24 protein-coding genes are annotated in these 21,451 nt (G+C 66.0%); 3 read left to right on the top strand and 21 right to left on the bottom strand.

Annotation, left to right across the window (positions count from 1 at the left end):
• Window positions 1-3: 3 nt before the first annotated feature.
• The 10 genes from BH683_RS14700 to hisD are packed head-to-tail and all read right to left on the bottom strand — an operon-like array spanning window position 4 to window position 6,997.
• Complete coding sequence (locus tag BH683_RS14700; RefSeq protein ID WP_028462844.1) at window positions 4-186, bottom strand: 4-oxalocrotonate tautomerase family protein; 183 nt, start codon at window positions 184-186, stop codon at window positions 4-6.
• Between the two features lie 41 nt (window positions 187-227).
• Window positions 228-575 (bottom strand): phosphoribosyl-AMP cyclohydrolase, encoded by a 348-nt coding sequence (gene hisI / locus BH683_RS14705; RefSeq protein ID WP_084837129.1) that lies wholly within the window; start codon window positions 573-575, stop codon window positions 228-230.
• A gap of 43 nt (window positions 576-618) precedes the next feature.
• Entirely contained in the window at window positions 619-1,392 is a 774-nt protein-coding gene (gene hisF / locus BH683_RS14710) for an imidazole glycerol phosphate synthase subunit HisF (RefSeq protein WP_084837013.1), read from the bottom strand.
• Entirely contained in the window at window positions 1,389-2,243 is an 855-nt protein-coding gene (locus BH683_RS14715) for an inositol monophosphatase (RefSeq protein WP_246833384.1), read from the bottom strand. The genes hisF and BH683_RS14715 overlap by 4 nt, the downstream gene beginning before the upstream one ends.
• Window positions 2,244-2,256: 13 nt before the next feature.
• Window positions 2,257-2,997: a bifunctional 1-(5-phosphoribosyl)-5-((5-phosphoribosylamino)methylideneamino)imidazole-4-carboxamide isomerase/phosphoribosylanthranilate isomerase PriA gene (priA, locus tag BH683_RS14720; protein ID WP_084837014.1), complete on the bottom strand. Its 741-nt coding sequence runs from the start codon at window positions 2,995-2,997 to the stop codon at window positions 2,257-2,259.
• Between the two features lie 6 nt (window positions 2,998-3,003).
• The gene (locus BH683_RS14725; RefSeq protein ID WP_084837015.1) at window positions 3,004-3,261 is read right to left on the bottom strand and encodes a hypothetical protein; all 258 of its coding nucleotides are present in this window, start codon (window positions 3,259-3,261) and stop codon (window positions 3,004-3,006) included.
• A gap of 31 nt (window positions 3,262-3,292) precedes the next feature.
• Window positions 3,293-3,937, bottom strand: a complete 645-nt coding sequence (hisH, locus tag BH683_RS14730) for an imidazole glycerol phosphate synthase subunit HisH (protein ID WP_084837016.1) — start codon at window positions 3,935-3,937, stop codon at window positions 3,293-3,295.
• Window positions 3,934-4,554 (bottom strand): imidazoleglycerol-phosphate dehydratase HisB, encoded by a 621-nt coding sequence (gene hisB / locus BH683_RS14735; RefSeq protein WP_084837017.1) that lies wholly within the window; start codon window positions 4,552-4,554, stop codon window positions 3,934-3,936. Before hisB ends, hisH begins: the two co-directional genes overlap by 4 nt.
• Window positions 4,551-5,675, bottom strand: coding sequence for a histidinol-phosphate transaminase (locus tag BH683_RS14740; RefSeq protein ID WP_084837018.1), 1,125 nt, complete (start codon window positions 5,673-5,675; stop codon window positions 4,551-4,553). Before BH683_RS14740 ends, hisB begins: the two co-directional genes overlap by 4 nt.
• Entirely contained in the window at window positions 5,672-6,997 is a 1,326-nt protein-coding gene (gene hisD / locus BH683_RS14745) for a histidinol dehydrogenase (protein ID WP_084837019.1), read from the bottom strand. The genes BH683_RS14740 and hisD overlap by 4 nt, the downstream gene beginning before the upstream one ends.
• Before the next feature lie 116 nt (window positions 6,998-7,113).
• Here hisD and BH683_RS14750 point away from each other — a divergent pair, with 116 nt between their 5' ends.
• On the top strand, window positions 7,114-7,515 hold the full coding sequence (locus BH683_RS14750; protein WP_084837020.1) for a phage holin family protein: 402 nt from the start codon (window positions 7,114-7,116) through the stop codon (window positions 7,513-7,515).
• Window positions 7,516-7,575: 60 nt separating this feature from the next.
• Here BH683_RS14750 and BH683_RS14755 read toward each other — a convergent pair whose 3' ends face one another.
• From BH683_RS14755 to nadA, 3 genes are all read right to left on the bottom strand, one after another.
• On the bottom strand, window positions 7,576-8,616 hold the full coding sequence (locus BH683_RS14755) for an NAD(P)-dependent alcohol dehydrogenase (RefSeq protein WP_084837021.1): 1,041 nt from the start codon (window positions 8,614-8,616) through the stop codon (window positions 7,576-7,578).
• A 122-nt stretch (window positions 8,617-8,738) separates the two neighbouring features.
• Window positions 8,739-9,605, bottom strand: coding sequence for a carboxylating nicotinate-nucleotide diphosphorylase (nadC, locus tag BH683_RS14760; RefSeq protein WP_084837022.1), 867 nt, complete (start codon window positions 9,603-9,605; stop codon window positions 8,739-8,741).
• Entirely contained in the window at window positions 9,602-10,621 is a 1,020-nt protein-coding gene (nadA, locus tag BH683_RS14765) for a quinolinate synthase NadA (RefSeq protein WP_084837023.1), read from the bottom strand. Before nadA ends, nadC begins: the two co-directional genes overlap by 4 nt.
• Before the next feature lie 189 nt (window positions 10,622-10,810).
• Here nadA and BH683_RS14770 point away from each other — a divergent pair, with 189 nt between their 5' ends.
• Window positions 10,811-11,506 carry an NUDIX domain-containing protein gene (locus tag BH683_RS14770; RefSeq protein WP_084837131.1) on the top strand — a complete coding sequence of 232 codons (696 nt, stop codon included), beginning with the start codon at window positions 10,811-10,813 and terminating at the stop codon, window positions 11,504-11,506.
• 239 nt (window positions 11,507-11,745) lie between these two features.
• On the opposite strand, the gene BH683_RS14775 is transcribed toward BH683_RS14770, so the two are convergent.
• The 8 genes from BH683_RS14775 to BH683_RS14810 form a co-directional block, all read right to left on the bottom strand.
• On the bottom strand, window positions 11,746-12,183 hold the full coding sequence (locus tag BH683_RS14775; RefSeq protein ID WP_084837024.1) for a MarR family winged helix-turn-helix transcriptional regulator: 438 nt from the start codon (window positions 12,181-12,183) through the stop codon (window positions 11,746-11,748).
• A complete protein-coding gene (locus tag BH683_RS14780; protein WP_084837025.1) occupies window positions 12,176-13,669 on the bottom strand; it encodes an MFS transporter in 1,494 nt (497 codons plus the stop codon). The genes BH683_RS14775 and BH683_RS14780 overlap by 8 nt, the downstream gene beginning before the upstream one ends.
• 41 nt (window positions 13,670-13,710) lie before the next feature.
• Window positions 13,711-14,298, bottom strand: coding sequence for a DUF2567 domain-containing protein (locus tag BH683_RS14785; protein WP_168187051.1), 588 nt, complete (start codon window positions 14,296-14,298; stop codon window positions 13,711-13,713).
• Window positions 14,298-14,534: a hypothetical protein gene (locus tag BH683_RS14790; RefSeq protein WP_210405217.1), complete on the bottom strand. Its 237-nt coding sequence runs from the start codon at window positions 14,532-14,534 to the stop codon at window positions 14,298-14,300. Before BH683_RS14790 ends, BH683_RS14785 begins: the two co-directional genes overlap by 1 nt.
• A gap of 14 nt (window positions 14,535-14,548) precedes the next feature.
• Window positions 14,549-15,562: a biotin synthase BioB gene (gene bioB / locus BH683_RS14795; RefSeq protein WP_084837028.1), complete on the bottom strand. Its 1,014-nt coding sequence runs from the start codon at window positions 15,560-15,562 to the stop codon at window positions 14,549-14,551.
• Window positions 15,563-15,597: 35 nt separating this feature from the next.
• On the bottom strand, window positions 15,598-16,314 hold the full coding sequence (gene bioD / locus BH683_RS14800; RefSeq protein ID WP_084837029.1) for a dethiobiotin synthase: 717 nt from the start codon (window positions 16,312-16,314) through the stop codon (window positions 15,598-15,600).
• Window positions 16,315-16,383: 69 nt separating this feature from the next.
• Window positions 16,384-17,526 (bottom strand): 8-amino-7-oxononanoate synthase, encoded by a 1,143-nt coding sequence (locus BH683_RS14805; protein WP_084837132.1) that lies wholly within the window; start codon window positions 17,524-17,526, stop codon window positions 16,384-16,386.
• A gap of 69 nt (window positions 17,527-17,595) precedes the next feature.
• Complete coding sequence (locus BH683_RS14810) at window positions 17,596-18,885, bottom strand: adenosylmethionine--8-amino-7-oxononanoate transaminase (RefSeq protein ID WP_084837030.1); 1,290 nt, start codon at window positions 18,883-18,885, stop codon at window positions 17,596-17,598.
• Between the two features lie 127 nt (window positions 18,886-19,012).
• On the opposite strand from BH683_RS14810, the gene BH683_RS14815 reads away from it, so the two are divergent.
• Window positions 19,013-21,289, top strand: coding sequence for an acyltransferase family protein (locus BH683_RS14815; protein ID WP_084837031.1), 2,277 nt, complete (start codon window positions 19,013-19,015; stop codon window positions 21,287-21,289).
• The last annotated feature ends 162 nt before the right edge of the window (window positions 21,290-21,451 follow it).

Below are 21,451 nucleotides of genomic sequence, written 5' to 3' on the forward strand. Positions count from 1 at the left end.
CCGCTACTGCCCGAGCGGCTCCCCACCCACGCCCCAGTGCGAGCGCGGGACCTCGGTGATCGTTACCCACACCGAATCGGGGTTCTTGCCGGTGGCGCGAGCATAGGCCTCGGTCACGGCGGCGATGGTCTCGCGCTTCACACGGTCACTGAGTCCGGGGGTCTGAGAGATCTGGATCAATGGCATCGGTGGGTGCCCCTCACTGTTGGCGCTCGGAAAGTCGGTGGTCAGGAAATCGTGGTGAACAGAACGTTCGCGTCGAAGCAGGTGTGATCACCGGTGTGGCAGGCGCCGCCGGTCTGTTCGACGGTCAGGAGCACCGTGTCGCCGTCGCAGTCCAGGCGGACCTCGGTGACCTTCTGGGTGTGACCACTGGTCTCCCCCTTGATCCACTGCTTGCCGCGCGAGCGCGAGAAATAGGTGGCCTCACCGGTGTCCAGGGTGCGGGCGAGCGCGTCGTCGTCCATCCAGGCGACCATGAGCACCTGACCGGTGCCCGCTTCCTGCACCACGGCGCAGACCAGCCCGTCGGCGTTGCGTTTGAGCTGTCCTGCTATCTGGGCGTCCAGCGACATGTCATCCACTCCTCGTGCGTAAAGATCTGGCGCAGTGCGGCGTTCAGCGCACCGGGATGTGTTCGGCGCGCATCGCGTCTTTGACCTGACCGATGGTGAGTTCACCGAAGTGGAAGACCGAGGCGGCCAGCACCGCGTCTGCTCCGCAACGAACAGCCGGCGGGAAATGTTCCACCGCACCGGCGCCGCCGCTGGCGATCACGGGTACCCCGACGGCTGCGCGCACCGCGGTGATCATCCTCAGGTCGAAACCGTTCTTGGTCCCGTCTGCGTCCATGGAGTTCAGCAGGATCTCGCCGACACCGAGGTCCTGACCGCGCCGGGCCCACTCGACGGCATCGATACCGGTGCCCTTGCGCCCACCGTGGGTGGTGACCTCCCAGCCCGAGGCAGTGGGCGCGTCTCCGGCGGGCACGGTGCGTGCATCGACGGACAGAACGATGCACTGCGAGCCGAAATGCCTGCTCATCTCCCCGAGTACGTCGGGGTTTGCGATGGCGGCCGTGTTCACACCCACCTTGTCGGCACCCGCACGCAGGAGGATGTCGACGTCGGCGACCGTCCGCACGCCGCCACCGACGGTCAACGGGATGAAGACCTGATCCGCGGTACGACGGACGACGTCGAGCATGGTGCCGCGATTGCCACTCGACGCCGTGACGTCGAGAAAGGTCAGTTCATCGGCGCCCGCCGCGTCATATGCCGCGGCGAGTTCCACCGGGTCGCCCGCATCGCGGAGGTTCTGGAAGTTGACCCCCTTGACCACGCGGCCGTCGTCGACGTCCAGACACGGGATCACCCGCACAGCGACGGTCATCGGTACCTCTCCTCGGGTGGTTCGAAATCGCCGGGCTCGCCGAGCCGTCCGATCAGTTGGCGTAGCTCTGCGTGGACACCGGGGCTCGCGGCGATGATCGATGGCGAGGTGACCGACCACGGTCGACCCTCGATGTCGCTGATCTGGCCGCCGGCCGAGAGCACCAGAGCGGCGCCGGCGGCGTTGTCCCAGGCGTGATGCCCGAAACTCACTGCACCACCCAGTGATCCGCCGGCGGTGAGCGCGAGGTCGAAGCCGGTGCTGCCGAACAGCCGCAGGCGGGCGGCCCGGCGGCTGAGCTCGCCGAGCAGTTCGAGTCGGAATGCGCCGGGGTACCTGCCACGGCTCGCGATGTTGAAGGCGCCGAACGCGAGCATCGCCTCGCTCAGGGCCAGCTCCGGCATCGGGGCCACGGGCTTGCCGTTGCATGTGAGCCCGCCGCCGACGAAGCCTGCGTAATTGAGCCCGGACATCGGCAACCACGTCAGTCCGAGAACCGGTTGGCCGTCGTGGACGAGGGCGAGCAGGATGCCCGCGATGGGCAATCCGGCGGAGTAGTTGTAGGTTCCGTCGATCGGGTCGACGATCCAGACGGTCCCCGTGTCCAGTTCCGGGCCGCCGAACTCCTCACCGTGCACTCCGATACCGGTGCGCTCGGAGAGCTCGGCGGTGATCACCCGCTCGAGTTCGAGGTCCAGTTCGGTGGCAAAGTCGTTGTGTCCCTTCATCACCGCACTGGGAGCGCCGACGCCGGACAGGAAACGGTCGACCACAGAGTCGAGGACGTCGACCGCCGTGGCCAGTAGCCGCTCCGGATCGAGGCCCGCGGGCAGTCCGCCGGGGGACGTCACGAAGAAGCCGGGGTCATGAAGAGACCGCCGCCAACGCCTCCACCAGGGTGAAACGTCCCGCGTAGAGCGCTTTTCCGACGATCGCGCCTTCCACGCCCACGCCGACGAGCCCGGCAATCGCGACGAGGTCATCGAGCGTCGAAACCCCACCAGAGGCCACCACCGGCGCATCGGTCTTGGCAGTGACCTCACGCAGCAACTCGAGGTTGGGTCCGGTCAGGGTGCCGTCTTTGGTGACGTCGGTGACCACGTAACGACTGCAGCCGTCCCGCTCGAGTCGCTCCAGGACGTCCCACAGCTCGCCACCATCGGACACCCAGCCGCGCCCGCGCAGGCGGTAGGAGCCCTCGACGAACTGGACGTCGAGGCCCACTGCGATGCGGTCGCCGTATTCGCCGATCGACCGCGAGCACCACTCCGGGTTCTCCAGGGCGGCGGTGCCGAGATTCACTCGTGCACAACCGGTGGCCAGTGCGGCCTTGAGCGACTCGTCGTCGCGGATACCCCCGGACAGCTCCACCTTCACGTCGAGTTCGTCGATGACACCGGCGAGCAGGTCGCGGTTGCTACCCCGCCCGAATGCGGCGTCGAGATCCACCAGATGCACCCACTCGGCACCGTCGCGCTGCCAGGTCAGGGCAGCGTCACGCGGTGAACCGTAGGAGGTTTCACTGCCTGCCGCGCCCTGCACCAGGCGTACCGCCTGGCCGTCGGCCACATCGACCGCCGGAAGCAGTTCAAGTCGGGCGTTCATGGTGTGTCAATCTCCCTCGGTTGTAGCTGTCGGGTCGGATTCCGCGCGCATCGCATCGGCCGCGCGGTCGACCATCCGGTTGGCAACAATACCCATCGCTGCGACGGCGAGTATCAGCGCCAACACCGCCACGATCAGTGCTGCCACGGGTGAGAGCTGCGCCAACCCGATCACCACGGGTACCGAGATGGCGAGTACCAATGCGCCGGCTCCGAGTGAGAACAGTGCGAGCCGCGCGAAGGAGAAACGCCGCTGCGGTGTCATCGGACGTCGGACGAGGTGGGCTCGATCGCGCTCATTCGAGTGACCGGACCCAATTGCTCAAGAGCCGCGCGCCGGCGTCGCCGGATTTCTCGGGATGGAACTGGGTCGCGGACAGCGGACCGTTCTCGACAGCCGCGAGGAAGCGGCCACCGTGTTCCGACCAGGTCAGCTTCGCCGGCTTGAGAGGTCCGTCCGCGGCCAGCTCCCAGCTCTGCGCCGCGTAGGAGTGCACAAAATAGAACCGCTCATCCTCGGGCATTCCCTCGAAAAGGATCGAATCCGGTTCACTCTCGACGGTGTTCCAGCCCATATGGGGCAGCACCGGGGCAGGTAGTGCGGTGACCGTACCCGGCCACTGGCCGCAGCCGTCCGCCTCGACCCCAAACTCGACGCCCCGCTCGAACAGGATCTGCATGCCCACGCAAATCCCGAGAACCGGCCGACCACCGGCGAGTCGCTCGTCGATGATCCGGTCGCCCTTGACCTCGAGCAGGCCGGCCATGCAGGTGGCGTAGGCGCCGACACCGGGAACGACGAGCCCGTCCGCCTCGAGCGCGACCTTCGGTTCCGAGGTGACCGTCACCTGTGCGCCGGTACGCTCCAGCGCCCGCTGCGCGGAACGCAGGTTGCCGGACCCGTAGTCGAGGATCGCGACCGTGCGGTCGCCCGCGCTCACAACGTCCCCTTTGTCGACGGCACGCCGGAGACCCTGGCGTCGGGTTCGACTGCCGCGCGCAGCGCCCTGGCCACGGCCTTGAACTGCGCTTCGGTGATGTGGTGTGGATCGCGGCCGTACAGGGTGCGCACGTGCAGCGCGATCTGCGCGTTCATCGCAAGACTCTCGAAGACGTGTTTGTTGATGACCGTGTGGTACGGCACCCCGGGGTTGCCGCCGATGGTGGTGGTCAGCAGGTGCTCGGGCTCGCCGGTGAACACGCAGTAGGGGCGCCCGGAGACGTCCACGATCGCCTGGGCCAGGGTCTCGTCCATCGGGATCCAGGCGTCACCGAAGCGCCGGATGCCCTTCTTGTCGCCGAGGGCCTGCCGGATCGCCTGGCCGAGCACGATCGCGGTGTCCTCGACGGTGTGGTGGGCCTCGATCTCGACATCGCCCTTGGCCGCCACGGTGAGGTCGAAGCTGCCGTGCGCACCGAACGCGGTCAGCATGTGGTCGTAAAACGCTACGCCGGTGGAGATGTCGGTGGTGCCCGTGCCATCGAGGTTGATCTCGACGGTGATCGCGGATTCGCGCGTGGTCCGCTCGATCCGGGCCACCCGTGGCGAGTTGCTCATAGTTCTCCTACCAGGTCGGTACGTGCGAGTTCGGCGCTCCGCGTGAGGAGGGCATCGTTTTCGGCGGGCAAACCGATCGTCGCACGCAGATGTCCGTCGATATGCATGTCGCGGATCAACACCCCGCCGTCGAGGTAGTGCTGCCAGCTCGCGGTGGCGTCGGCGAACCGGCCGAACAAGATGAAGTTGGCGTCGGACGGGGTGACGTCGTAGCCGTATCCGGTCAGCGCGGCAACGACCCGCTCGCGTTCGGCAACGATGGCGGCGACCCCGGCCAGGGTGTCGTCGGCGTGGCGCAACGCGGCCCTGGCAGCAGCCTGGGTGACCACCGACAGGTGATACGGCAAACGGACCAGGAGTAAGGCGTCGATGACCGCGGGGTCCGCGGCGAGATACCCGAGGCGGCCGCCGGCAAAAGCGAATGCCTTGCTCATCGTCCGGCTCACCACGACAGTCGCGGGGAACTCGTCGATCAGTTCGACCGCACTCGGCGCCGCGGAGAACTCTCCGTAGGCCTCGTCGATGATCACGATCCCCGGCGCCGCCGCGGCCACCGCCCTCATGTCGTCGAGCGCGATCGAACCGCCGGTCGGGTTGTTCGGCGAGGTGAGGAACACGACGTCGGGGGCCAGCTCTTCGATCGCGGACAGCGCACCTGCGAGATCGAACGAGAAATCGGCGCTGCGTTTACCGTCGATCCAGGTGGTATCGGTACCGGTCGAGATGATCGGGTGCATGGAGTAGGAAGGGACGAACCCGAGCGCGCTGCGACCCGGCCCGCCGAACGCCTGCAGCAGCTGCTGCAGGATCTCGTTGGATCCATTTGCAGCCCACAGGTTTTCGACGCCCAATTCGACGCCGGTCCGCGCGGTGAGATACCTCGCCAGATCCGTCCGCAGTGCCACGGCGTCACGGTCCGGGTATCGGTGCAACTGGGCGGCGGCCTCGCGCACCGACACCGCGACATCGTCGATCAACGCCTGCGAGGGCGGGTGCGGGTTCTCGTTCGTGTTCAGCCGGAACGGGACGTCGAGCTGCGGTGCGCCGTAGGGTGATTGACCCTTCAGCGAATCGCGCAGCGGGAGATCGTCCAGTGAGATCCGGCTCGTGGCCGGCGTCACTCGGCGCCTCCTGCGAAGCGCACCCGCACCGCGTCACCGTGAGCCGGCAGGTCCTCGGCACTGGCCAGGGTCAGCACGTGACCCGAGACCTCTTTGAGAGCGGCCTCGTCGTAGTCGATGATGTGAACACCCTTGAGGAACGTCTGAACCGACAGGCCCGAACTGTGCCGCGCCGAACCCGAGGTGGGAAGAACGTGGTTGGAACCGGCGCAGTAGTCGCCGAGGCTGACCGGCGAGTAGTCGCCCACGAAGATGGCGCCCGCACTGTGTACCCGCGCGGCGACGGCAGGTGCGTTTCTCGTCTGGATCTCCAAGTGCTCGGCAGCGTACGCGTTCACCACCCGCAAACCCTGATCGACGTTGTCCACCAAAATGATTCCGGACTGCGTACCGCCGAGGGCCTCGCGGACGCGCTCGCTGTGTTTGGTCCGCTGCACCTGGATCTCGATCTCGGCGTCGACTGCGTCCGCCAGCGCCGCGCTGTCGGTGACGAGGACCGACGCGGCCATCACATCGTGTTCGGCCTGGCTGATCATGTCGGCGGCGACATTGACCGGGTTGGCGGAGTCGTCGGCCAGAATCGCGATCTCGGTCGGACCTGCCTCCGAATCGATACCGACCACGCTGCGGCACAGCCGTTTTGCTGCGGTGACGTAGATGTTGCCGGGCCCGGTGATGAGGTCGACCGGCTCGAGGTCGGCGCCATCGGTGTCGGTACCGCCGTAGGTCAGCAAAGCCACGGCCTGCGCGCCTCCAACCGCCCAGACCTCGGTCACCCCGAGGAGCGCACACGCCGCCAGGATCGTCGGGTGGGGCAAGCCGCCGAACTGGGCCTGCGGCGGCGAGGACACGACGAGGGTCTCGACGCCCGCCTCCTGCGCCGGCACCACATTCATGATCACGCTCGAGGGGTAGACCGCGTTGCCGCCGGGAACGTAGAGACCGACCCGGCTGACCGGGATCCACCGCTCGGTGACGGTGCCACCGGGACTGACCTCGGTGGTGACGTCGGTGCGGCGTTGGGCGGCATGCACGCGCCGCGCCCGGTCGATCGACTCGGTCAACGCGGCACGGACGTCGGGGGCGACATCGGCGAGAGCCCGGTCTATGTGGTCGGCCGGCACCCGCACCGTGTCAGGGGCGACGCCGTCGAACTTCTGGCCGTACTCCAGGGCTGCGGCTGCACCGCGCTCACGGATCGCGTCGATGACCGGCCTGACCTGCTCCAGGACGGTGTCGACATCGGTGGCGCCGCGCGGCAACGCCCGGCGCAGCTGCGCGGTGGTGGCATTGCCGCCGCGTAGGTCGGTGCGGGCAAGCATGGACACTGACTCCTGACAATTGGTGAACGATCCACAGTTCGCCATGGACTGACCTCTAGGATATGCGGTCCGGCCAGCCGTTTTCACCGGCGGTCCACGGCACTACGATTCTCCGCATGGTCTTCGCTGCCCGACTCCTCATCAATGCCGTCGCCATCTGGATCGCCGCCGCGCTCGTCGGTGGCATCTCGATCGCCACCGACGGTCGCGACACCGCTGCCCAGATCCTGGTGGTGCTGTTCATCGCCCTGGTCTTCACCATCGTGAACACCGCGATCAAACCGATCGTCCAGCTGCTCTCGCTGCCGCTGCTGATCCTGACCCTCGGCCTGTTCACCCTGGTCATCAATGCGCTGATGCTGCTCTTGACGGCGTGGGTCACCGAAACCACCGACTTCGGACTCAGCGTCGACGGCTTCTGGACCGCGATCTGGGGTTCGATCATCATCTCGATCGTGAACTTCCTGCTCGGCGCGCTGGTTCCCGACCGGGATCGCGACGACCGCCGATCCCGATGATGGGTCGTTGTGGCGGAATCGACCTGCGGTTTTGTTCGCCACAAGGACCCACTATCGGGGTTACAAGGTCGAGTTGTCGATGACGAAGCGGTAGCGGACGTCGGAGGCGACGACGCGCTCGTAGGCTTCGTTGATCTGATCGGCCGCGATGACCTCGATCTCCGCACCGATGTTGTGTTCTGCGCAGAAGTCGAGCATCTCCTGCGTCTCGGCAATCCCGCCGATCATCGAACCGGCGAGGGAGCGGCGGTTCGCGACCAGAGAGAAAGCCCGTACCGAGATTGGCTTCTCGGGCAGACCGAGTTCAACGAGAGTCCCGTTGATGGCCAGCATCGACATGTACTTGTTGATGTCGAAGTTCGCCGAGACGGTGTTGAGGATGAGGTCGAACTTGCCGCGAAGTGCTTTGAAGGTGTCGGGATCGTCGGTGGCGTAGTAGTTGCTCGCACCGAGACGGAGCCCGTCTTCCATCTTTTTCAACGACTGCGAGATCACACTGACCTCGGCACCCATCGCATGGGCGATCTTGACTCCCAAGTGTCCCAGACCTCCGAGCCCGATGATGGCAACGCGCTTACCCGGGCCCGCACCCCAATGGCGCAGAGGAGAGTAGGTGGTGATGCCGGCGCACAGCAGTGGGGCCGCCACGTCGAGGGACAGCGAGTCAGGGATCCGCAGGACGTAGTTGGCGTCGACCACCACTTCCTGGGCGTAGCCTCCGGTGGTCGGTTTTCCGTCGGCACCGATTGCGTTGTAGGTGCCGACATTCCCCTTCTCGCAGTACTGCTCCTGGCCCAGCAGGCAGGGTTCACATTCGCGGCAGGAGTCGACGAAACATCCCACGCCTACCCGGTCCCCGACCTGGTACTTGGTGACCTCGGAACCGATCTCGGAGACGGTGCCGGCGATCTCATGACCAGGTACGACGGGGTAACGGGTGCCACCCCACTCGTCGCGCGCTGTGTGGATGTCGCTGTGACAGATGCCCGCATACGCAATGGCGATGCGTACGTCGGCCGGGCCCACGTCGCGCGTCTCGATGGTGGTCGGAACCAGAGCTTCGCTCGCAGACGGCGCGGCGTAGGCATTGATGGTCGGCACGTGTTCTTACCTCCGAAAATCGGGTGGGGTGGGCGGAACCGCCGAAGTCAAGCCTACATACGCATATGAGCATGGCTAATGATTGCGAGATGTGCCACAACGCGGAATAACGCGGTCTGCTGCTACTCGCCGACCCAGTCGAACCCGACGTCCAGGGCGGTCACCGAGTGGGTGAGACCCCCGACCGCCAGGTACTCGACGCCGGTCCTGGCGTAATCCTGCGCGACGTCGATGGTGAGCCCACCGGAGCTCTCCAGTTTCGTCGACGGAGACTTCGCATTTCGGCGCTGCACTGCCATCTGCGTCTGCCAGAGTGGAAAGTTGTCCAGCAGAACGAGTTCGGCGCCCAACGCCAGGGCTTCGTCGAGTTGCTCGAGACTGTCGACCTCGACCTCACACGCGATGTCGGGTGCCGCCGCTCGCACCGCGTTCAGCGCCGCCGTGACCGATCCTGCCGCTGCGACGTGGTTGTCCTTGATCAGCGCGGCGTCGCCGAGACCCATGCGATGGTTGTGACCGCCCCCGCACCGCACCGCGTACTTCTGCAGTGAACGCATGCCTGGCAACGTCTTTCGCGAGTCCCGGATCTGCGCCTTCGTATCGGAGACCTCCGCGACCCAGAGGGCCGTGGCGCTCGCGATACCGGACAGGTGGCACAGCAGGTTCAGTGCCGTGCGCTCGGCCACGAGTAAACCGGCAACCGGGCCGCGCACAGTGGCCACCGCCGTGCCGGGTTCGAGTTCGGCACCGTCCTCGAGTCGGTCGAGTACCTCGTACTCGCCAGAACCGACGACGGCGTCGAAGACCTCGAGCGCCACGTCGAGGCCCGCCAGCACACCGTGCTGACGACTCGACAGCACCGCAGTCGCCACCGCTCCGGCGGGAACCGTTGCGGCCGTGGTGACGTCGGGTCCGTAACGCAGGTCCTCGTCGAGGGCGGTCGCGATCAGGGTCGCAACCTCTGCAGAGCCGGCCGGGTTGCCCGTCACTCCCCCGTCCCGGGGGTGCCGATCTCGATCATCCGCTGCACACTCAGCTTTGCCCGCGCAGCAACATCGGGTGCCACGTGGACCTCGTCTTTGCCCTCACGCAGGCAGCGCAGCAGTGCGGCCGGGGTGATCATCTTCATGTAGGGGCACGAGGCGCGATCGTTGACGGCCTGGAAATCGACGTTCGGCGCAGCCTTGCGCAATTGATGCAGCATCCCGACCTCGGTCGCAACGAGAACCTGTGTCGCACCTGTCTCCCGCGCGGCGTCGAGCATGCCTCCGGTCGAGAGGATCTTCACCTTGTCGGCAGGAACGAAACCCTCACCGGCGAGGTAGAGAGCCGACGTGGCGCAACCACATTCGGGGTGGACATACAGTTCGGCGTCGGGATGCGATTGCGACTTGGCAGTGAGTTCGTCGCCGTTGATCCCGGCGTGAACGTGGCACTCGCCTGCCCAGATCTGCATGTTCTGCCGACCTGTGACGCGCTTGACGTGGGCACCGAGGAACTGGTCCGGCAGGAACAGCACCTCTTTGTCGGGATCGATCGAGTTGACGACGTCGACTGCGTTCGACGAGGTGCAGCAGATGTCGGTCAGACCCTTCACCTCGGCCGTCGTGTTGACGTACGAGACGACCACCGCATCGGGGTACTCCGCTTTCCACGCTCGCAGGTCGTCGGCGGTGATCGAGTCGGCGAGTGAGCAGCCTGCCCGCTCGTCCGGGATCAGGACGCGCTTGTCCGGGCTCAGGATCTTGGCGGTCTCCGCCATGAAGTGAACGCCGCAGAAGATGATCTCGTCGGTCTCGGCCTCTGCCGCGATACGCGACAAGGCGAGGGAATCGCCCACATGATCGGCGACGTCCTGAATGGCGGGCAACTGATAGTTGTGGGCCAGCAGAGTGGCGTTGCGCTTCTTGGCGAGGCTTTTGATCTCGGCAAACCATTCGGGTGTCGGCTCGACCCCGGTGTAGGCGGGTTCGGTTGACCCGAGCGTGAGTGACGTGGTGGTCATGACAACCACCTCCTGTTCGTGGCGCCGGTCAATCGTCGGCCGGCCTGGGATTGGGCTGGGTTTTCGACTGTAGATCGAAAACCTGCCACGATCGTAGCACTGGACGGTGTGGGGGCGATCACCCGACAGCGCGCCGGCAGGAACTCGGCTGGTCAGGCGCGGGCCGACTATGCCACTACACTCGCAGCCATGCCCGCTCAGAGTGTCCTTCACGAGGTCCTCTGCGCCGTGTTCCAGGTTCGTGAACACCACCTCGGCCAAGCCCCCCAACTCTCGGTGCTCCTGTGGCAGCGCGCGTATGACCCGCAGGCCGGTTCGTGGTCGCTGCCAGGTGGACACCTTCGTGCCGACGAAGACCTCAGAACGTCAGCGCTTCGTCAACTCGCAGACAAGGTCGACGTCCGAGAGGTCGCCCACCTCGAACAGCTGACCGTGTTCTCTGCGCCCGATCGTGTCCCCGGTCCGCGGGTGATCGCATCGTCGTACCTCGGCATGGTGCCCTCGGATTCGCGACCGAACCTGCCACCCGACACACGCTGGCACCCGGTGTCACTGCTGCCTCAGATCAGCTTTGACCACAGCACGATCATCGAGCGGGCGCGATCACGACTCGCCGCGAAGCTGTCCTATACGAACATCGCGTTTGCGCTCGCGCCACCCGAGTTCTCGATGTCGGCCTTGTCCGATATCTATTGCGCTGCACTGGGTTACCCGGTCGATTCGACGAACCTGTTGCGCATCCTGTCGCGCCGCGGCGTGATCACCGCGACCGGGACGGTTGGCCGAACGGGACCGAGCGGCGGACGGCCCCCAGCGTTGTATCGGTTCGCCGACAATCGACTACGCATCACCGACGAGTTCGCGACGCTACGTCCGCCTCCCTGACCATCCCGATCGTGCCCTTCCAGGCGCCGACCGTGCCGTTCCCGCCGTCGAGCGTGCCGTTGCCGACGCCGAACGTGCCGTTGAGAGCACCAAGCACGAGCCCGGCCGTTGTCGGCAACGGACGGGGGCCCACTCGACGTCCACAAGAGCCCGGTCGACGCACGTAACGGCCCGGTCGACGCACGTAACGGCCCGGTCGATGTCCAGAAGGGCACGCTCGACAGCAGAAGGGGGTTACGTCACTCGACCGTTCCTCGTCGACTGGACCCCTGTGTCACCTTGTCCAGCAGTTCGGCCAGAGTCGAGAGTTCTTCCTCTGTAAGAACTTCGAAAGCCGACGGCGCGGGGTCACCGATCGATCGGACGGAATCGAGGAGTTCACGCCCGGACCCGGTCAGCGACACGATCTTCGTCCGGCGATTGCCGGGGTCGACCTTTCTGTCCACCAGTCCACGCTCGGCGAGATCGTTGACGGCGACGGTGGCAGCAGGAGCGTCGAGCGTTGCCGCGGCCGCCAACGCCTTGACCGAGCGCGGGCCGTCGTCGAGCCTACTCAGGACCCGAAACCTGCTGAAAGGCAGTCCACTTCGTTCGATCACTGCTCGGCGCCAGGTATCGCGATTACTGTGCACGAGCGACGCCATCACGTGCCAGACCTCGTCTCGGCGGTCACTCATGTGTGCTCCCGCGAGCGCGCCCTGTCAGGGTGGGTTGAATGATCGGCTCCTCGTCCGATTCGGCGAACAACGTGGCAACCCGCCGCGTGGTGCGCGCCGACGCCGCAGTCGTCGAGTAGAAGCCGAGTGCGGCGATGCCGAGGGCCAACCCCACCGCAACCCACCACAGCGGAGCCATGTCCCCCACCGAGCCTGCTGAGTTCGCATCTGCGGCGATCACCGATCCGGCAAGCGTTCCCGACAACGCGACGCCCAGGCTGATCCCGACCTGGCGGCTGGTCGACGCGATGGCCGAGGCGGCACCGGCTCGATCTCGCGGCATCCCACTGACCGCGGCCGTCGTGATCGGTGCATTGACCATGCCGAAACCGATACCGAACACGCCGAACACCACCAGCAGTTGCCAGTTGGGGGTGTATTGGTCTAGTCGGGTCAGGGTGGCCGACGCCACCGCCAGCAGCAATCCGGCGATCACCAGCGAGGGTCGCGTCCCGTACTTGCCGACCAGACGCCCCGACAGTGGTGAGAACACCAGGGTCCCGGCAGCAATGGGAAGGAACATCAGCCCGGTCTGCACCGGCGAGTAGTCGCGAACGCTCTGCAGGTAGATGGACATCATGAACAGGAAGGCGCCGTAGGCGGCAAAGGCGAACACGCCGGTGATCGTCGCCGCCGCGAACGGAACACTCCGGAAGAACCGGAGCTCGATGAACGGTTCGTCGCGGCGTAATTCATAGCGGCAGAAGGCCGCGAACGCCACGATCGCGACGGCGAAGATCGCGATGGTGCGCGGATCGGTCCAGCCCAATCCCGGCCCCTCGATCAAGCCAACGATCATGCCGACCATGAAGACGATCGCCAGTCCCTGCCCGATGGGATCGAGCCCCCGGACCGTCGCCGACTTCGATTCGGGCACGACGAGCGCCGTCGCGACGAGGGCGACCAGACAGATCGGCAGGTTGATCCAGAACACCGACTCCCAGCTGAAGGAGTCGATGAGCAGGCCACCCACGATCGGACCGAGGGCCATCGAGATCCCGACGACCGCTCCCCAGACACCCACTGCCCTCGCTCGCTCCACGCGGCCGGGAAATGTCTGCGTGATGATCGACATCGCGACCGGATTGAGCATGGACCCACCGACCGCCTGGAGTAACCGGGCGGCGATGAGCACTTTGACGTCGGGCGCCAGACTGCACAACAGCGATCCGAGCGCGAAGGTACCCAACCCGATCTGGAAGATCCGACGTCGGCCGAAGCGATCCGCCATCGTCCCCGACAGCAACAGCAGGCTCGCCAGTACCAGGGTGTACACATCGATGACCCATTGCAGCTGGGACGGGGTTGCGTCGAAATCGCTACGGATGGACGGGATGGCGACGTTGACGATGGTGGCGTCCATCGACACGATCAGCAGACTGAGGCAACAGGTCGCCAGGATCGCGACCTTACGGCGCGGACTGAGCGTGCCTGTAGTTGAGTTCACCTAACTATTGTGAAACTACAACTATCGCCGCGGCAAGGCACTCAGCTGTGCGATGGCTCACTGGGAGTCGAAGCGAGGGCCGTCGAACCATCGGTGAGCGAGGTCGGGTGGCCGAGATCGGCCTCTCGATTCATCACCACGAGCAGAAAGTACGTCACCAATGCGGTGAGGGGCGCGACCACCAGCAACACCCACGACATGCTCAGCCCGCCCAATGTGTCGAGATGTGCGCCATCGATCCGAAGAGTGGGCGGTTGGGTGAACTCACCCCCTACCGGAACGCCATCCCGACCTGGAAAACGTTGCCGCGCAACAGCGTCGCCCACCCATACCGCGACAATTCCCGCCGCAACTGCGCCGGCCGACAACCCGACCACTCCGAGGGGGCCGCGCAGCGCGGGCGGGTACCAGAACACGATGGCCAGGACGACACCCGCAGCAAGGGCAAGGCAGAAGAATCGCGCGATCGCGCCGAACTCGGCCGTCGCATCGCCGATGGCGACCGCCCGGCCGCCCTCGACGACCCGCCCTTCGATGCCCGGTGTGAGCAGGGCCCAGACAATGCCCCAGATGATCCCGGTCGCCGCCACGCCCACGACGGCGAACAGCCCGGACCGGCCACTGCTCATCAACGTTGTGTCAGCTCCACGGAATCGACGGTACCGTGCCGCGTACAGCGGGCGGACCAGCCGTCGGGGCGCACCTGTACCACCATCCGCCGTCCGCATTGACCGCAATAGCGCGGCGGCTCCAACCCCAATTGCGCTGCGCGCGGTATGGACTGCGGGTCTTCGACATCGAGTTTCACCCCGGTGTACACCCCGAACACCAACGGTGTAGCCAGCGGTGTCGGGATGTCACTCACGAGTGGGCTCACGCTCAGATCGAGTCGTTGAGTGCCTTGATCGGCATCTGCAACTCTTCGAGCAGATCCAGATCCGTCTCGGCCGGACGACCGAGGGTGGTCAGGTAGTTACCGACGATGACCGCGTTGATGCCACCGAGGATGCCCTGCTTGGCGCCGAGGTCACCCAAGGTGATCTCCCGGCCACCGGCGAAACGCAAGATGGTGCGCGGCAACGCCAATCGGAACGCGGCCACCGCCTTGAGTGCCTCTGCGGCCGGCAAGACCTCGAGGTCCCCGAACGGGGTGCCCGGGCGCGGGTTCAAAAAGTTCAGTGGCACCTCATCGGGATCGAGTGCTGCCAGATCCGCGGCGAACTCCGCGCGCTGCTCCAGGCTTTCCCCCATGCCCAGGATGCCGCCACAGCAGACCTCCATGCCGGCTTCGCGGATCATCTTCAGCGTGCCGAAACGCTCTTCCCAGCTGTGCGTGGTGACAACGTTCGGGAAATGTGAGCGTGCGGTCTCCAGGTTGTGGTTGTAGCGATGCACCCCCATCGCCTTGAGCTCGTCGACCTGCTCCTGCGTCAACATCCCCAAACTGCACGCGATCTGGATGTCGACCTCAGCACGAATCGCCTCGATACCGGCCGCAACCTGAGCCATCAGACGCTTGTCCGGCCCACGCACCGCCGCCACGATGCAAAACTCCGTCGCACCCGACTTCGCAGTCTGCTTGGCCGCCTCCACCAACGCCGGGATATCGATCCACGCGCTGCGCACCGGCGAGGCGAACAGCCCTGACTGCGAGCAGAAATGGCAATCCTCGGGACAACCACCGGTCTTGAGGGAGATGATGCCTTCCACCTCGACCTCAGGCCCGCAGTGCTTCATCCGCACGTCGTGCGCGAGCTGCAGCAGGTCCGTCAACCGGTCATCGGACAACTGCAAGATCTGCAGCACCTGATCCTGGCTCAAACCCTCACCGCGTTCCAACACCTGCTCACGCGCAACATCGAGAATGTCCGTGCGTACTGGCGCCTGGGTCACGTTGGGCCTCCCTCTCGTCATGACACTTTGCGGTCCTAGTGTGCCCTATCACCTGGGTCGGCGGACTTGGGGTGCACCACAAGCCGCGACAACCAATCGGCGTCGAACCATCGCTGTGCCTGCGCACCGAAGCGCTGCCGATCGAAACCGCCCGCGCCTGCCGGGATCCGGCCGACGATCGGCACACCGGTGACCAGCGGTAGGTCCTCCAGATTGCAGCGCTGCGCGAGATCGGGTTCGTCGGGCCAGGAACCGATGACGATGCCGGCACAGTCGAGGCCGGCAGCGCCGATGGCGCGAACGGTCAGCTCGGTGTGGTTCAAGGTGCCGAGCCCTGCGGCGGCGACCACCAGCAACGGGGCGTCCAGGCCCGCCGCCACATCGAGGATCGTGAGGTCGGGAGCCAGCCGCACCAGTGCTCCGCCTGCACCTTCGACCAATGTCAGGTCGTGATCATCGAACTCTGCCGTCGCGGACAGGACTGTCGCGAGGTCGACGAAGGGTGCGCCCTCCCGACGGGCGGCGCGGTCCGGCGCCAATGGGTCCCGGTAGCGAAAACTCTCGGCGGTCGCTTCAACCCCGGCCAGCCGACGCACGTCGGCGATGTCCCCGGGCTCGCCCGGCCCCACCCCGGTCTGCGCCGGTTTGCAGACGGCAACCGAGGCTCCGCGGCCGATCGCCGCGGCCGCGAGTGCCGCGGTGGCGACCGTTTTGCCGACGTCCGTAGAGGTGCCGGTGACCACGATCCTCATGACGTGGCCGCGCTCACGCCTGTTTCGGCACGGTCGGCGGGAGTTTCGGCACGGTCGGCGGGAGCCATGTCAGATCTCGGCGAGCACGGAGTTGACCACCTCGGCCACGTTCGTGATGTCGTCGTCTGTGAGGTCGGCGCGAACCGTGAGCCGCAGTCGTGACGTGCCCGGCGGGACCGAGGGCGGCCGGAAACAGCCGACGAGGACTCCACGGTCCCGGCAACGCTGGGCCGCGTCGAGAGCGCGGGCCGGATCGCCGAGGACGATCGACACCACAGCGGCCTCCGGAACTTCTCCGCCACACAGTTGAGCGAGGCGCGCGGCATTCGACCGCACACGGACCGCGAGTTCGGGGCGATGCCGCAACAGGGTCAACGCCGCCTGCGCGGCGCCGACAGCCGCCGGCGCGAGCCCGGTGTCGAAGATGAAACTCCGGGCCCGGTCGATGAGGTGATCGCGGACTGCTGCCGAGCCGAGCACCACTCCCCCCTGAGAGCCCAGCGACTTCGACAGCACCGCGGTCGCAACGAGGTCAGGGGCTCCGGACAGTCCCGCCTCGTGCAGGACGCCGCGCCCACCGGCACCGCGGATACCCAGCGCGTGCGCCTCGTCCACGAGCAGGACGGCGTTGTGGTCGCGGGCGGCGGCATACAGGCGCGTCACCGGGGCGATGGCACCGTCGATGGAGTACACGGAGTCGGTGACCACCATGGCGCGCTCTTCGGTCCGCTCGCCGAGCTCGCGCCGCACTGCGTCGTGGTCACCGCGATCGACCACCACGACACGTGCGCGCGACAGGCGACATCCGTCGATCAACGACGCGTGCGCGCCACCGTCGCTGACTATCAGGTCACCACGTCCCATGAGCGCCGAGACGGCCCCCACGTTCCCCAGATACCCGGACGAGAACACGAGCGCAGCCTCGTACTCCAGAAAAGCCGCGAGGTCGGCCTCGAGTTCGGCGTGCAACGTGGTGGTACCCGTCACGAGCCGCGACGACGTGGCGCCGCCGCCCCAGCGCTCCAGAGCGTCCCGGGCGCCCGCGATCACCGACGGTTCGCGGGACAGCCCGAGATAGTCGTTGGACGCCAGGTTCAGCAGGTCGCTCTCGGCGGCACGCGGCACCAACGTGCGATGCAGGCCCGCGGCCGCGCGCACATCCGCGGCCTCGTCAAGCCAGCTGAGCGCGGTCGCCGTGTCGGAAGATGTCATCGGATTCACTGCCAAAGAGCGTCTCACAGGCCACGTTGTCGCCTCTCACCCACTACGGCTGCCGGACACTCAGTGCCGCACCGGCCCGGTCACCGCCGCGACTGCTGCGCCGATACCACCGATGATGGCCTCGAGGTCGTCATCGGAGCAGATGAACGGCGGCATCGTGTAGACGAGGTCGCGGAAAGGCCGCAACCAGACGCCCGCGTCGACCGCGGCATCGGTCGCCGGGCCCATGTCAACCGGCTGCTCCAGCTGCACGACGCCGATCGCGCCTTTGACCCGGACCTCCCGCACACCCGGCAGCGAGGCCAACGGGACCAGTCCGGTGATCAGACGTTCTTCGATGTGCGCCACCCGCGTTTGCCACGGCGAGGCCAGCAACAGTTCGGTCGATGCCAGGGCCACCGCACACGTCAGCGGATTGGCCATGAAGGTCGGACCGTGCGCCAGCACCCCGACCTCCGAGCGGGAGATGGTCTCGGCGATGGTGCGGGTACACAGGGTCGCGGCCATCGACAGGTAGCCACCGGTGAGCGCTTTGCCCAGGCACATGATGTCGGGCGACACCCCTGCATGGTCTGCGGCGAACAGCGCGCCGGTACGGCCGAACCCGGTGGCGATCTCATCGAAGATGAGCAGCAGGCCGTGCTCGTCGCAGATCCGGCGCAGCTCGGTCAGGTAACGCGCGTCATGGAATCTCATTCCACCGGCACCTTGCACGACCGGTTCCACGATGACCGCGGCGAGTTCACCCGCGTGTACGGCGACCACATTCTCCAGATGTGTGACGTAATCGGCCGAGAACTCCGCAGGGGGTGCGTCGGCGAACACCTGCGGCGTCAACACGTCGGTCCACAGGGTGTGCATGCCACCTTCGGGATCGCAGACGCTCATCGGGGTGAACGTGTCACCGTGATATCCGCCGCGCCAGGTCAGCAGTCGGGTTCGCCGCGACTCGCCGCGCGCCCGCCAAAACTGCAACGCCATCTTCACCGCCACCTCTACCGAGACAGATCCCGAGTCACAGAAGAAGACGGTGCGCAATGGCTCGGGCGTGATCTCGACGAGCAGTTCGGCCAGGCGAGCTGCCGGTTCGTGGGTCAGGCCACCGAACATGACGTGTGCCATCGCGTCGAGCTGGCGGCGCGCAGCCTCGTCGAGAACCGGATGGGCATAGCCGTGAATAGCGGCCCACCACGAACTCATCCCGTCGACGACGGTGGTCCCGTCGTCGAACGTCAGCCGGACGCCGGCTGCCGACCGCACGACCCGTGGCGCCGGTGCGGGGTGCGGCAGGGTCCCGTACGGATGCCAGATCAACTCGGAATCGAGGCGCACTATCTCCTGCGCCGACATCGGTGCTCGGGGGTTCTCGAACTCGGGCAATGGGGGCACTGCTCCACCCTAGTGAGCCCCGTACGGCGTTCCCGGCCGGGGATTCTAAGCAAGAGCAGGTACATTACGTGCCGGAACAGCCAACCCGATGCTGGGAAGCAACACATATTTCAGCGCAACCGGACAAGTGAGACACAACCAGTTGACAGCCTCGCCCAGTGTGGAAAGTCGGCCGCCGTCGGTTCCAGCCGACACCGTGCCCTCGTATCGCACTGATCTCGACGGCCTTCGCGGCCTCGCCATCGTGCTGGTGGCGTGCTTTCACATCTGGTTCGGACGGGTCTCCGGCGGCGTCGACGTATTCCTCACCCTCTCCGGCTACTTCTTCGTCGGATCGCTGCTCCGCCATGTGATCGTCAGCCAGGACGATCGCGCGACGCTCTGGCACACCGTCGATCCGACGAAGCGGCTCACCCGGCTCGCGAGGCGACTGTTGCCTGCGCTGGTGGCAATCCTCATCGTGATCAGCCTGGGCACGTTGCTGATCTTTCCCCAGACGAGATGGGTGTCGACCGGCAAAGAGGTCATCGCAAGCCTCTTCTACTACCAGAACTGGCATCTGGCCTTCAATTCGCAGGACTACACCGCGGCCAGCTCGGCCAACAGCCCCCTCCAGCACCTGTGGTCGATGTCGGTGCAGGGCCAGTTCTTCGTCATCACGATGCTCACCGCGCTGGTGTTCGCGGGTGCGATCAAGCTGCTGGTGCGGGCCGGCGTGACAAAGCTGGCCGATCCGACCGTGATCCGGGTGGTGGTGTTCCTCGCCATCCTCGGTGTCGCCGCGGTGTCCTTCTACTGGGCTCACATGCGCATGGAGGTCAACCAGCAGTTCAACTACTACGACACGATCTCCCGCGCGTGGGAACCGCTCGCCGGCGGACTCCTCGCGATCTGGATGCCGAAGTGGCGGGTGCCCAACGTCATCCGCAGTCTGGTGGCCATCGTCGCCCTGGGCATGATCATCACCTGCGGGTGGTGGATCGTCGGGGTCGAGCAGTACCCGGGACCATGGGCGCTGGTCCCCGTGTTGTCGACCCTCGCCATCATCTGGGCCGGCGCGACAGGCCTGCAGCACGGCCCGAAAACGGATCAACCGTTGGTCAACCAGGGGCTCTCGACGCGGCAGATGGTGTGGCTCGGTTCGATCTCCTACGCGTTGTACCTCTGGCACTGGCCGCTGCTGATCTTCTATCTGACCTGGCGGGACAAGAACCACGCCTCGATCGTCGAAGGCACCGTACTGATCGCGGTGTCGATCGCGATGGCGTGGCTGACCAAGCGATACATCGAGGAGCCGCTCCGGGCTCCGCGGTCGGTGTCCATCCACAAAGAGTCACCACCGCACAAGGGCAGTCCGACTCGGCACCACCATGCGGCCCACGCCGCACCCGTCAGCCCGTGGCGCGAGCGGATGCTGAACTACACCACCGTGGTCACGACGATGCTGGTGGTCGGCGCCATTCTGATGACCGCAGGCTTCAAGGCCTGGGACTACCACGTCGAACACATGACCGTGGACACGACGAATCTCGACCCACGGGTGTATCCGGGAGCCCGCGCCCTGCTCGAGAACGCTCCGGTCCCCCACGTCGACCCGCAGCCGTCGCCGCTACAGGTCGTCAAGGATCTGCCCGCGACGTCGTTCAACGGCCACATCAGCGACTTCAAGGACGACGGTGTGCACGTCGGTGTCTACGGGGATCCGTTGGCCACCAAGACGATTGCTCTTGCCGGAGGGTCACATGCCGAGATGTGGATCACCGCGCTCGACGCGATCGGCAAACAGAACCACTTCAAGATCAAGACCTACCTGAAGATGGGCTGTCCGCTGTCGACAGAACTGGTCCCGAAACAGGCCGGTGTGCCGTACCCGCAATGTCACGATTGGGTCGAGAAGGTGGTGCCCCAGATCATCGCCGACAAACCCGACGCGGTGTTCACCAACACCACGCGACCTCGGGACTATGAGCCGGGCGACTGGGTTCCCGACGACTACCTGCCGATCTTCGACCAGTTCGGCGAGGCAGACATCCCGGTGCTCGGCATCCGTGACACGTCCTGGCCGCACAACGGCGCCGGGTCGATCAACACCCCGGATTGTCTTTCCAACAACGATGTCGACGAGTGCTCCACGTCGCGCGCGTCATCATTCGCCGCCACGAACCCGACGCTGGACATCGTGCAGGAGCACCCGAATGTGCTTCCGCTCGACCTGACCGACGGCATGTGCACCGAAACACAGTGCCCCGCAGTTGTGGGGAACATCATCGTCTACCACGACCTCCACCATCTCAGCGCCACGTTCGTCCGTAGCCTGATCCCCGAATTGCAGCGCCAGATGCAGGCCGCGCTGCCCTGGACCTGACCACCACATTCACCGGCCGTTCCGCGCTGATGCACCCGCCCGCGCTGGACATGCCACCCGCTCCACCGACAAGTAGGGTCAAGCCATGAAAAAACGAGGGTGCAGATGACGCCGCCCGAGGATGGTGCGCACGCCGGGGCCACCCGCACTGCAGCGCACACC

It is taken from the genome of Williamsia sp. 1138, assembly GCF_002095435.2.
GTDB lineage: Bacteria > Actinomycetota > Actinomycetes > Mycobacteriales > Mycobacteriaceae > Williamsia.